Annotated in this window: 7 protein-coding genes; all 7 read right to left on the bottom strand. The window is 34.5% G+C overall.

Annotated features, from left to right (window positions below; genetic code table 11):
- Positions 1 to 95: 95 nt before the first annotated feature.
- A complete protein-coding gene (locus tag ACNC7R_RS11830; RefSeq protein ID WP_417941286.1) occupies positions 96 to 2,903 on the bottom strand; it encodes a M16 family metallopeptidase in 2,808 nt (935 codons plus the stop codon).
- Between the two features lie 112 nt (positions 2,904 to 3,015).
- Entirely contained in the window at positions 3,016 to 5,277 is a 2,262-nt protein-coding gene (locus ACNC7R_RS11825; RefSeq protein WP_417941285.1) for a Gldg family protein, read from the bottom strand.
- Positions 5,278 to 5,288: 11 nt separating this feature from the next.
- A complete protein-coding gene (locus tag ACNC7R_RS11820) occupies positions 5,289 to 6,236 on the bottom strand; it encodes an ABC transporter ATP-binding protein (protein ID WP_417941284.1) in 948 nt (315 codons plus the stop codon).
- Between the two features lie 64 nt (positions 6,237 to 6,300).
- The gene (locus tag ACNC7R_RS11815; RefSeq protein ID WP_417941283.1) at positions 6,301 to 7,674 is read right to left on the bottom strand and encodes a RagB/SusD family nutrient uptake outer membrane protein; all 1,374 of its coding nucleotides are present in this window, start codon (positions 7,672 to 7,674) and stop codon (positions 6,301 to 6,303) included.
- 11 nt (positions 7,675 to 7,685) lie between these two features.
- Positions 7,686 to 11,087 (bottom strand): SusC/RagA family TonB-linked outer membrane protein, encoded by a 3,402-nt coding sequence (locus ACNC7R_RS11810; RefSeq protein ID WP_417941282.1) that lies wholly within the window; start codon positions 11,085 to 11,087, stop codon positions 7,686 to 7,688.
- Positions 11,088 to 11,268: 181 nt separating this feature from the next.
- A complete protein-coding gene (locus ACNC7R_RS11805; RefSeq protein ID WP_417941281.1) occupies positions 11,269 to 12,312 on the bottom strand; it encodes a FecR family protein in 1,044 nt (347 codons plus the stop codon).
- Positions 12,313 to 12,515: 203 nt separating this feature from the next.
- A complete protein-coding gene (locus ACNC7R_RS11800) occupies positions 12,516 to 13,103 on the bottom strand; it encodes an RNA polymerase sigma factor (RefSeq protein ID WP_417941280.1) in 588 nt (195 codons plus the stop codon).
- Positions 13,104 to 13,199 lie beyond the last annotated feature (96 nt).

Below are 13,199 nucleotides of genomic sequence, written 5' to 3'. Positions count from 1 at the left end.
ATTATAAATCTGCCTAGTATTCGTGTAACAAAAAAGGCTGTCTTGGCAAAGACAACCTTTAATGACTAATAAAATAAAAATGTATTCTAAAGCTCTTACTTTCCTGTGTTTTCAGGGCTCATAATCACTTCGACACTACTAGAACTATCCAAAACGTGCTTACTAAACTGCTGAATAGTTTTTTGATTAATTTTAAAAATTAAATTTTTATAGTCTTCATCCTGTAAAAACGGAATCTGATTTAAAGTGTTATTATAAATGGTACTGTTCCAGAATGAATTGGTTTTAAGCGATTCCTCTCTGTTTTTTAGGAGCGCTTTTTTAATGTCCTCCAAATCATTTGCATTTACCGGAACCGTCTTTAAATCATTTAATTCTTTCCAGACAATCTGCATTAATTTTTCCTGTTTATCAGGATTACAGTCAAAAGTCAGAGCAAGGCTAAAAGTTGGTGAAGGAATTTGTTCCAAAGTTCCGCCTACATTTACGCCATAACTTCCACCTTCTTCTTCGCGAATGGTCTGCAAAAATCGTTTTGATAACAGCTGACCTATCACATACATCGTAAGTGCATTTTCTTTGCTGTATTCTGTTTTTCCTGTTAAGTTCAGGTAAACCGTAGTTTTAGCTACTTCCATCGGACGTTTAAAATGAACAACTGTTTTTCCTTTTTTAGGTTCAATGTTATGATTGACATAATTCTCTTTTACAGCCGGATTTGATTTTAGATTTCCGATGTATTTCTGAATCAATTCTAATCCTGATTCCGGAATATTTCCAACAAAAATAAACGTGAAGTCAGCCGCGCTTTTAAATCGGTCACGGTAGATGTTTTCAGCTTTTTTCAGATCAATAGCTTCCAGGAATTTTTCGTTGAACAGAAATGTACGTGGGTTTTGGTTCGAGTTTGCTAAGTCAACAGCTTCTTTAAAAGCATTTTCATTGTCGTTTTTAATATTCTCTAAATTGTTTTTATATTGTTCTTTTAGAATAGTAAAAATGTTCGAATCAAAACGTGGCGACTCAAAAGAAAGATAAAGCATTTGTAGCATCGTTTCTAGATCGGCTTTATTTGAACCTCCCTCGAATCCCTGCGTATTTTCACCAATAAAAGGTGATGACTGTGCCATTTTTCCGGCGAGCTTTTCTTTTAAACCTAAATTATCAAAGTTCCCTAGTCCGGAAGATCTTGCAATAACAGTTGCGATTTCGGCAGAAGCCAGATCTTCTGTCTTTACTAAAGATTTACCGCCTTTTGAAAATGCTGAGAAAACAATCTGGTCCTGAGAATACGTTGTTGGAAGCACAATTACTTTAGCTTCATTTTCTAAAATATATCCTTTGGCATTTTTTATTCCGGCTACTTCAAATGTTTTTTTGATGGCAGCAGGTTTTAATTCTTTTTCTATTAAAGGCGCATTGTTTTCTTTTTTTGTATAAGGTTCTAAAGTCATGTTTTCTACTTTTTTCATGACATTTACAACGGCTTCTCTGTTTGGGAAATCATTTTTATCCTGATCAGAACCTGTTACCAAAACCACCTGATTTGTTGGTTTTTGAATGGTTTTCACATAAGCATTCAATTCTTCTAAACTGATGCTTTTAATAATGCCTGTTATCAGTTTGTAATCATCCTCAGCGGAAAGGAATGGTTTGGCTTTCAGGAAATAGTTTGTCAATTTATCAGCCCATGTTTCATTGTCAATTTTATCTTTATTACTGATAAAATCATCGTAAGAGCTTATAAAAAGTTTTTTAGTTCGGTCTAATTCGGCTTGTATCGCACCAAAGCGTTTTAAACGTTCTGCTTCTGTGTAGGCTTCTTCAAATGCCTCCAGCGTTTTTCCTTTTTTACCTAAAGCCAAAATATTATAAGTGGTGTTTAATCTTGAAATTTCGCTAAAATAGGTTTTTAAATTCAGACTTGAACCTTGATTTTTTAAGAGTAGTTCGTTAAAACGATTGTTTAATATACTGGTATAAAAAGAGTTCATGACGTTTTTGCGTGTTACAAGACTATCTTTTATAAGTGGTTCGTCTATGATGTACCGCAAAGTAATAGCTGTTGAAGAAGCTTCTTTATCTGAAGCAGTTTCAAAATACAATTCGTCATGTTTCGGGATTATTTCATACGTTCTTGGCGTAGTTTTTTTAGCTAAAGGAATACCAGAAAATATTGCTTTTACCTTTTGTTCCATGGCTTTTACATCGATATCTCCAACGATAATAACAGCTTGTAAATCCGGTCTGTACCATTTTTTATAGTAATTACGCAATTCAGCATATTTAAAATTATTGATGATATCCAAATCTCCAATCACATCGCGTTTACTATATTTTGAACCTTTGTACAAAACAGGATCGGTCTGCATTTTTAAACGGAAATCACTCGTTCTTCTTGTTCTCCATTCTTCGCGGATGACCCCTCTTTCTGCATCGATTTCTGCATCGGTTAAAGATAAAGAACCGGACCAGTCGTGTAACACCCAAAGGGTAGAATCGATTAGTTTTTCGTTGATTACCGGAACAGTACTGATGTTGTAAACCGTTTCGTCCTGAGCGGTGTAAGCGTTGATGTCCTTACCAAAACTAACACCGTTTTTTTCCAGCATTTTGATTATGCCTTTTCCTTTAAAATGTTCCGTTCCGTTAAACGCCATGTGTTCCAGAAAATGCGCCAATCCGTTTTGATTGTCATCTTCTAATATGGCACCCACATTTTGAACAAAATAAAAACTAGCCCTGTCTTTTGGCTCTTCGTTATGCAGAATATAATAGGTCAAACCGTTTTTTAATTTCCCGGTCGTAACGTTTTTATCGAGTGGAATTGTTGTTTTGAACTGAGAAAAAGCACCGTGAAAAGACAGTAACAGAATCCCAAAGATGATATTTTTTTTAGTCATTTTTTTATTTTTTATCCAATGGTGCTCGTTAAAAAAGTAATTCGGGTATTTTTTGATTGGGGGACAAAAAACAAATCGAAAATCATTTCTAACGACACCAATGGGGAAATTTTTATCTTCTGTTTCTTCTGATCAATATAAAAGTACCTGTAAGTATAATCAACAATGGAAACAAGCCAATAATTACGATTTTAGTACTATAGAGTTGGTTTGAGCTTATCGTAATGGTGTTGTCAATACTTTTAGGTCGTGTTGTATCAATTGGAAATTTATAATCACTAAACCAGGTAAAAACATCGGTTACAAACTGAAAAGTACCCGTTTGCGATCTATTTAATTCCGAATTGCTCATCAAGTCTGCATCACCAGACACAATTATCTTTTGGTCTTTACCCTTAATTTTTCTTGTCAAAGCCACTACAAGAGGCACTGATTTAGCAGATGGTTTTCTTTTTAAATCATCAGTTATTGCATTAATTCCTAATTGGGATTCCCAAACGGGTTGTGCATTGGTTTTAAGCAAAGGTGTTATTTTAAACCCTGTGTTTTTGTTTATTGCAACTCCACTACTACCTACTACCGGAATTGGATTACTGCTTTTAGTTAATTTAATCAAAGTAGTATCAATACCTTTTTGAAATTCAGTCACTAAAAAATCCGGAGAATTATCTCCACTTTGCTGAACCAATGCTTGTTTTGTGAAGCTTACACCTAACTTTTCAGTAATCGCAGCTAATGCGCTATTGGTTTCTGGTTCAGCCAAAAGCATCAAATTTTTACCTTGATCAATGTATTTACTGATACGATCGATTGCGCCTTGACTTAATTTTGCTTTTGGGTCAGCCACTACTAGAATATCGGTTTGCTCTGGAATATTTTGGGCATTAATATCAATTGCTGCAACATCAAATCCTTGATTTACTAAAGAATTTCTGAATGTTATTTCGTTGAACCCTATTTTATAATTCTTATCTCCGTTTTTATAAATACTGCGTTCCATGTTGCCTGTAGTAAATACAATTTTGACAGGAGGCGTTATCAAACGTTTTAAACTAGCGGAAATCTCTTTTTCAAAGGGCACTTTGAATAAGTCATCGAACATTCTTAAAAATGTTTTTTTACCATTATACTCAACGGTTCTCACCACTCTGTTTTGCTCAGGTTTCAAATCAATTATTTTGGCAATCTCTTTTGGAGAATACAGTTTTTTTAACTTAATATCTTGCGTTTCAATTAACTTTTTGGCAAGTTGTTTATCATTTAAGCCTGGATTTTGGTCATACAGTGCTGTATTGTTAGACGTATCATAATAATAGACATAATCCATTTTTAACTGAGGAAGAAATCGAGAATATTGTGAAAAACTAGATACATCTTGATTTTGAGAATATGGCATAACCATGAAGTAATTTATATCCAGCAAATTAGCATAAGTAGTTATTTTAATTGGTCCTTCTATCTTGCTTACAATATCCTGACTAGCTTTGGTCAACGTATTACTTTTGGTAAATGTCATGTCTTTGTAAAAAGTAAGTGGAGCAATAGAAGTAATGTATCCCATTGCCAGAACTACAGTCACCAAGCCAGCATATTTCATCACTCGCTTTGAAGTGGTTTGTGCATCCCTGCCTGTTTGTAGTTTAAATACACTCAATCCAATAAAAAGTGTACTTACTAAAATAAAGTAAAAGACGTCTTTACTAACAATAAGCCCTTCAATCATTTGGTTAGCACGACCCGCAATCGATAAAAAGTAAGTGATGTCTTTAACATAATCAACACTTTGCCATAGCTTACCAATAAAATTTAAACCCGCCAACACTACTAGAGTACTGATTGCAGCTACTACTTGGTAAGAGGTGAGACAGGACATAAAAAGCCCAATGGCTGCATACGTACAAACCAACAGGTAAAGCCCTATAAGACCTGATAAAATAAATGTTGCGTCTACATTTTCTATAGAAAAATACGCTACCACTCCTAGTATTCCTAGAATTCCCATAAATAAGATACAGTAACTTGCAATAGCAAGAAACTTTCCTAAAACAATATCTCTAATTTTTATGGGAGAGGATAGTAAAAGCTTAATAGAACCACTATTAATTTCCCGGCTCATTAACCCCATAGTCAATAAAGGTACATACAAGTATAAATAATTTTGCATTTCGGTAAAAAGACCGCTATATCCTGAAAAGACGCTTTGAGTTATGTTATCAAGACCTTCTCCTATTTTTTGTGCTTTCTCAAATCGCTCCAGTGTATCAAAGAATTTCCAACTCGACTGAATGGAAAAAATTACTAAAACAACCCACGCCACAGGCGAATAAAACATGGTATTGAGTTCTGTTTTAGCTATTCTGTATATTGTTTTCATTTATTTATTTTTTAAGAAGTAGGTGAATTTTTAGCAGGTGCTTTTTTTGATAATTGGGCAAAAATTTCGTCTAATGATACTTTTTCGAATTGAATCTCTCGCAATTTCCAATTATTAGAAACGCTAAGTGCTACAATTTTTTCTGCAACTTCCTGTGTGCCTTTAAAAGTAATCTGTACTTTTTTAGGAGAAAGATAAACTGCTGCTGTGATTTCATCTATTGCAGTTAAGGCGTCGATTGTTGGCGGATTCTCGAAACTTGCCGTTAATTTATCGGCTTCGATATAATTGTTGAAAGCATCCAGCGTATCAGCAAAAACCATGTGTCCGTTTTCAATCATTCTGATATCCTGACATGTAGCCTGAACTTCAGAAAGAATGTGAGAGGAGAATATAACCGCTTTATCTTCCGAAATTTTTTTAATTAAATTTCTAACTTCTAAAATTTGGTTTGGATCCAGTCCATTGGTTGGCTCATCTAAAACTACCAGTTTTGGCTCGTGAATAATGGCTTGTGCAATTCCAACACGCTGTCTGTATCCACCGGATAGGTTTTTAATTAATCGGTGACTGAAATGTGCAATACCGCATTTTTCTTTGGCTTTTTCAACAGCATTATGTAAATCTTCTTTTTTAACATGTCGCAATTGTGCGCAGTGAATTAAATATTCGTTTACTGTTAAATCTAAATGTAAAGGTGGGGTTTGGGGTAAAAAACCAATTAGTTTTTTAGCTTCTACAGGATTTTCTTTCAGGTTAATGCCGTCAATAAAGATATTTCCATGCGTCTGGTTTAAAACGCCACAAAGAATATTCATCGTGGTCGATTTTCCGGCTCCATTAGATCCTAAGAGTCCTAGAATTCTATTTTTTTTAATTTCAAAACTAATGTTTTGTATTGCCCAATCCTTACTGTATTGATGCGACAAATCCTCAACTTTTACAATTGTTGTTTCCATAGTGTTTTTTAAAATTGCAAGAATGTATTTTTGCTAAAACACATTCTTGCATCAATTTTAGTGTTTAATATCCTGAATTTTGTTTTAAGAAAGGATTAGAGCGAATAGCTTGTTCCGGTATTGGATATAAACGGTCAGTAGTTTTCCAGATTTTGTCTGATAAAACAGAGAGGGTTTCATCCAGTTTTCCGGTTCTTTTAAGATCCATCCATCTGTGTCCGTTTTCTGCAAAAAATTCACGTTGTCTTTCCAGCGCAATTAAATCCAGTAATTGATTAGGATCTGTTAAAGTAGTATTGCCTAATAAAGCTCTGTTTCGAATGACATTGATATCTTCCTGAGCTCCGGTAATATCATTTGATTTTACTCTGGCTTCGGCTCTTATCAAATACAACTCTGCCAATCTAAGTACTGTTGAGCGTTCTGAAAGAGCATTACCAAAATTAACTTTGTACTTATATGGTGCAATACCTAAAAATGCACCGTTTCTATCTTTAATATCAATTGTCCACTTTGTCTTTCTGTCATCACCGGTTTCAAAAAGGGCATTTCCTTTTCTTAATAATGACCGACCAGCGGTTGTAAATACAAAAGCACCTTCATAAGTATAATTGACATTATAATAAGGTATTTGAAGAATAGACTCCTCATTGTCTGAAATAAACGGACTGTTTGATTCACTCAAACCTGTAATTATTTTGTAAGTTCCCGTTTCGTTTAGTACTGCAGTAGCATGTGTAGTTGCATCAGTCCATTTTCCTAAATACAAATTTACTCGTGCAAGCAAAGCCTCAGCAGCCCATTTTGTAGCTCTGATTCTTTGTTGTTCTTTATATTTTGTATAATCCGTTGGAAGATCTTTTGAAGCCTCAGTTAAATCAAGTATAATTTGTTCATAAACAGCTTCTTGAGATGATTTCGGTAACAATGCAGAAACATCAATATTTGTAGTGAGTACTAATGGTACATCACCCCAAATATTAGTCAGGTAAAAATAACAATAGGCTCTTAAAAATTTTGCCTCTGCAATCCATTGTTTGCTTTTAACAGGATTAAGAGCCGTACTTTTACTCACTCCTTCAATAACATTGTTGGCATTATAAATTGTTTTGTATAATTCTGTCCACATAGAGCCTATGGTACCATCAATTTCCTCAATTTCATTGCTACTATAAACAGTTGCAATACCATTTTGAGGTATTAATTCGTCAGAAGTCTGTCCAAGAATGCTATGTACATTATTGTAGTATACTGCGGCAACCATACTCTGGTAAATTCCGTTTACAGCAGCATCTGCTGTGGGATCTGAAATATATACAGTTTCAGATGATATTTCGTTAACAGCAAGGTCGACATCCAGCATATCGTCACAGCCTGTAAGTCCTGCTAAAAGAAAAAACGAAAATATATAGATATATTTAGTGAAAATATTTTTCATAATTTGTAGAATTAAAATGTAAACTGAGTTCCAAAAGTGATGGTGCGTAACGGAGGCAATGCCAAGCCTGGTGTTTCCGGATCAAGCCCTTTGTATTTCGTAAAGGTTACTAAATTCTGCCCCTGAAGCGAAAGACGGATTGCTTTTATATATTTCTGAGTTCCTTCACTTAGATGAACCTGATAAGAGGCATTCACATTTTTAAGTTTTATATAAGATGCATCTATCATAGTAGCATTTGAACCAATATAGTCATAGAAGCCTCTCTGATAACCTGAGCTTAGGGCATTTCCTTCCGCTAAATAATCTCTATACTCATCTACCTGAAAATTAGCAGTACTGTAAGGATAACCTGGCTGTGCACCCTGAGTAGCCATTAATGTAGTGCCATCCTGTTTTACGAACTGGAATAAAAAGTCAAGAGTAAAGGCTTTATAGCTAATTGTATTCGAGATACCGCCATAATATTGCGGATATGCTGGGCCATAATATTCTAAGTCACCCACTTTTGTATCTGCAAACCCGCGGGAAATTTTTCCATCGCCATTTGCATCTTTAAATTGTGGTTTTCCATTAATATTGCCTGTATAAGTATATAAATAACGGCCACCTAAAGGTCTGCCCACAACGTATTGAGAGTAATAACTGGTAAATTCAATACCATCAAATTTGGCTAATTTATTGGAGTTAGTCGAAATGTTAAAAGAAGTTGACCACGTTAAATCTTTGGTACGGATGTTTGTTGTACTTAATGTAAATTCCCATCCCTGATTTTCAACCTGAGCAGGTAAATTTGCTGTGTAAGTGGTAAATCCTGCTTGTGGACTAAGTGTATAATCGACCAATTGATTACTGGAACTATTTTTGTAATAAGCTGTAGTAAAAGAAATACGATCCTTAAGGAAACTTAAATCTAAAGCTGCTTCAAATTTCTTGGTAAGTCCCCATTTAATATTTGGATTGGCAATTTTGGTAGCAACCATAGAAGGATTTCCAACACCATAAGTACGGGCTTCATAAGTATCAGCATATCTGTAATTTCCAATCTCGTCGCTTCCGATTTCTCCATAGCTAGAGCGGATTTTACCAAAACTTAACCATGAGTTGTCCTTTAAGAACTTTTCTTCAGTAAAAATCCATGCCCCTCCAACAGAACCAAAATTTCCATAACGGTTATTAGCACCAAATTTAGAAGAACCATCTCTTCTGAAGTTAACATTCAGAATGTATTTGTTTTCAATATTATAATTAAGTCTGCTGAAAAGCGAAAGGTATTTGTATTCTGAGCTTCCATTAGATGCAGATATTGTTCCCGCAGCCCCTACATTACCAATTAAGTTATCCGAAGAATAGTCGGAAGCGCTTAAATAAACCGGCATTTCAGCTTTTCTGTCCTGCCAGGATCCTCCAACAAGGGCTGTAAGGTTACCTTTCCATAATTGGGTTGTATAATTAAGCTGAGGGTCTATGGTAAAATTGTTGGTATTGTTTGTTGAAGTAGTATAAGATCTTGATGTATCATATCCATTTGCTTCATCATACACGTGGTTACTGGCAGATGCAGGCAGAAACTGCTTTGTAAGCATTTGAGCTCTTCCGTACCCCAAATCTGTTTTAAAAGAAAGCCCTTTAGCAATTTCATATTGAAGGGTTAAACTGCTAATTAAGTTAATTCCTTTATCATCAACTCTTTTCCCTAGAGCTGCAAGAGGGTTAATGTCACTAAAATAATCCGGAGACCAGTAATAACTGCCATCTGCATTATAAGTTGGGCGGTTTGGAGCAGTACCTACTGCATAAGTTGTAATATCAAAAAATGGAAGCTGATTATGATCTGTAGCGAAAAGGACAGATGCTCCTATTTTTAATTTTTTATTTAGTGTGCTGTGATTTACATTAAAATTAGTAGAGAATTTATCGTAGGTGAAATCTCCGGGTACAACAGTAGTTTCTTTGTGGTAAGCGGCACTTAAAAGAAAGTTTGTTTCATCATTTCCACCTCTTAGGGAACCTGAATAGTTATTGAAGTTTGCTGTACCGCCTATCAGTTTTTCCTGCCAGTTGGTGTATGCATTAGGATCCCAGTCTGTAATAGCAATACCGTTACTGTCCACATCTGCAACATCACCATTATTGTCTAAGGCAGTTTGCAACATATTGAGGTAAGCAGGGGTATCTAATGTTTTTACCATGTGGGCTACTTCAGAAACCCCGGAGTTTGTCGTTATAGTAAATTCTGTTTTTCCTGCCTTTCCTTTTTTGGTTGTAATAAGTACAACACCATTCGCTCCTCTTGAACCGTAAATGGCCGTAGCATCAGCGTCTTTAAGAATTTCAATGCTTTCTATATCATTTGGATTAAGAATGTTTAATGGACTTGTTCTTTTTTGTGCTCCTCTGACCACTTGCATATTTGCCTGACCTCCATCTTTTTGTGATTGTTCTTTTATATCATCACCTATATAAGGAACTCCGTCTATAATATAAAAAGGAAGGTTGTCTCCCTGAATAAAATTTCGACCACGTATACTAATATTCATATCGCTTCCTGCATATCCGGAAGTCTGCGTTACAAAAACCCCGGCAGTTCGTCCTTGTAATGATTGCAGAATGTTTGTTATGGGTTGTTTTTCTATATCCTCAGCCGTAATTTTAACTACAGATCCCGTGGTAGTTCTTTTTGTTGTTGTACCGTATCCAATAATAACAACTTCATCTAATTTGGCTAAATCAGGCTGTAATTGTATCACTACTGAACTTTGGTTTTCGACAGTAATTTCTTGTGTTTTGTAGCCTAGATAAGTAACTTTAAGGGTATGCTTTCCAGATGGTAAATCAATATAAAATTGCCCGTCAAAATCAGTTACACCGTGTTTATTACTTCCTACAAGTAAAACAGAAACACCGGGTAATGGAAATCCTTTTTCATCCAAAACTTTTCCAGTAATTGTACGGTCTTTTTCTGGTACATTATTTTTTCCGGATGAACCAATTTCTGTTTTAACCGTTTCTTTCTTATAAATGACCACACTTTTGTCTACTTGCTTATATCCTAGATTACTCCCTTCAAGTACGCGATCCAAAATTTCACTTACGGCACGTTTTCCTCGCGATGTTGAAATCTTCGGAAAATTAGCAATCATCTGTGGCTGGTAGGCAAACAGTAATCCTGTTTTATTTTCAATAGTCTTAAATAAGGTTTTAATGTCCTGATTATGAAGCTCAATATCAACAGATATATTGTCTAAACTCTGACCGTTCATTTCATTTGCAAATACCATTGGGGTACCGCAGGTGAGTAAAAAAATGTGGAATAAACTGATTCGCATGATCATAATGGTTTTTTTTGAAAGTCCGAACAAAGAATTGCTCTTTTCTCTTTCAAGCATGGTTGTTTTACAGCGTAATTTCATAAATTTGCTTGTTTTTTAATGGTTACTGGTTTTAATTGTTAAAAATCTGAGCCATCTGGTGTAGGAGCCGGATGGTTTTTTTTGTTTTAATCTTATACTACTGGTTTTGGTTACTACTATTTGATGCCATCTAAGTAGGAGGTTAGCTGGCTATCAATCTATTTTTTTTTAATATAAATATTTATTCACAGCCTTTTCCGTCTAAAATAACAGACCCTGTTTTATTGTAACGATATTCTGTTTCAATAACACTGCTGATAACTTTTAGCACATGATCCAGATCTTCATCATTTAAGAAGCTGGCCGTAATTCTGCAATTTTTAATCTTTTCGTTTGCCAATGAAATCTGTACTTTGTATTTCTGAGAAATCAAGGCAATTGCTTCTTCCATATTAATATCATCCAGAATCAGGTATTTGCTTTTCCATTCGGTTACAACGGCTGCACTTACATTATTCTGTTCAAAATCCAAGGTGCTTTTGTTCACCTTAATCTGTTGGTTAGGAGTAATTACGCCATATATTTTTTCTGTATCTCCAACCTGAACTTTACCACGGGTTACTGTAACTTCTATGTTTTTAGATGAATTGCGTGCATTGATATTGAATGCCGTACCTAAAACTTTTGTTTGTACCTTACCGGTATGTACAATAAAAGGTTTTGTTTCGTTTCTTTTAATGTCAAAAAAAGCTTCTCCGGTAAGTGTTACTTCACGGGTTTTATTGTTAAAAGAACGCTGATCGTATTTTAAGCTACTTTTATCGTTTAAAATAACTGTACTTCCATCTGGCAGGTGAATCAATTGTTTGCCGCTAAAATCGATTAAAGTATTTTCTGTAGCAATTTCTTTATTAATAACAGGTTCAGCAGTAGGTGATTGTGGTTTAAAGAATAATGAATTTCCAATTGCTGCCAATGCAATAATACTTGCTGCGGCTAAGATAGATTGCAGTATTTTTTTTCTGTTTCGTTTCCTTGGCTTTAAAGGCAAAACTTTACATTCTGTACTTGGTTTGGATAAAATGTACTGAAGAATATCATCTCCCTGTTTCTTATCTATTACCTCTGTCACCTCATCTTTTTCCAGCATATTTTGAATTTTTTCTTTAAGAAAATCATCATAAGTCCCCTGCTGAATTATTTCCATCATTTGCTGCTGTTCTGCTTCAGATAACTTATCCTTCAGATAGCTTTCAAATAATTCTTCGAATTTTTTTTGCGACATTTTTTCGTAGATTAAATTAGTTCTTGTTTGTTAATGATAGATTTTTTTTCAGACCTTCTTTTTTAAGGGTAAACCAACTTTAAATTGGCTCTTTTTATATAAAGACAATTTAAAAAAGGGCATGGAGTAGTCGAAAGTGAAAAAAATGTAAAAAAAATGTAAAAAAAAGTAAAACAAGGTTTTTTTGAGAGAAATACCTGTAATTATAATTTTAAAAACACAAGAAGCGATAGGAATATGTTCATGTATGGAGAAATTTTTAACCGTATAAATTTTAAGGCCTGTGCCATGTGTTTTTTTACAGTCTCGGTAGAAATTCCTAAATCTTCAGCAATTTTTTGATGACTCAAACCATCCCGCTTAGCCATTTGATACACTTTTTGCTGCTGCGGAGGAAGTTGTTCTATTATCTTATTTAAGATCGTATTGTACTGTTCGTCTTTTATGCTGATGTCGCTGTCGACCAAACCTGTATCAGTAAGGCTGATCTCTGATCTGACAGAAGTTTCTCTAGCAATTTTTTTAATTGAATTGAATAAATGATTGCGAGAAATAATGAAAATATAATTCTCAAAATTAGATATTTCGGCTAAATTTTCACGATTCTGCCAGATCTTCAAAAAGATATCCTGAACCGCTTCTTCTGCTAAAATTTTTGATTTTGTAATTTTTAATCCTGTTGAGTAAACAATATTTTTGTATCGATTGTATAGGTTTGTAAAAGCGAACTCGCTTCCCTGAGATAATTCAAGCAGAAGTTTTTTTTCGTCGCTATTTGAGTTTTGAGCCATTTTTTTAAGAAACAATCGATTCAGCAATATTATTTATTTTTTTTTAATTTAAGATTATTGGTCGATAATATGCTTCTAAAATTGCTGTTTTAGCAG

It is taken from the genome of Flavobacterium adiutor, from assembly GCF_048282555.1.
Lineage (GTDB): Bacteria > Bacteroidota > Bacteroidia > Flavobacteriales > Flavobacteriaceae > Flavobacterium.
This window is presented reverse-complemented; position numbering and strand designations above follow the sequence as displayed.

Excerpts from the sequence above, each read along its gene's own strand:
- ACNC7R_RS11805 (WP_417941281.1), bottom strand. The coding sequence starts at position 12,312 with ATGTCGCAAAAAAAATTCGAAGAATTATTTGAAAGCTATCTGAAGGAT.
- ACNC7R_RS11820 (WP_417941284.1), bottom strand. The coding sequence starts at position 6,236 with ATGGAAACAACAATTGTAAAAGTTGAGGATTTGTCGCATCAATACAGT.
- ACNC7R_RS11830 (WP_417941286.1), bottom strand. The coding sequence starts at position 2,903 with ATGACTAAAAAAAATATCATCTTTGGGATTCTGTTACTGTCTTTTCAC.
- ACNC7R_RS11815 (WP_417941283.1), bottom strand. The coding sequence starts at position 7,674 with ATGAAAAATATTTTCACTAAATATATCTATATATTTTCGTTTTTTCTT.
- ACNC7R_RS11810 (WP_417941282.1), bottom strand. The coding sequence starts at position 11,087 with ATGAAATTACGCTGTAAAACAACCATGCTTGAAAGAGAAAAGAGCAAT.
- ACNC7R_RS11825 (WP_417941285.1), bottom strand. The coding sequence starts at position 5,277 with ATGAAAACAATATACAGAATAGCTAAAACAGAACTCAATACCATGTTT.
- ACNC7R_RS11800 (WP_417941280.1), bottom strand. The coding sequence starts at position 13,103 with ATGGCTCAAAACTCAAATAGCGACGAAAAAAAACTTCTGCTTGAATTA.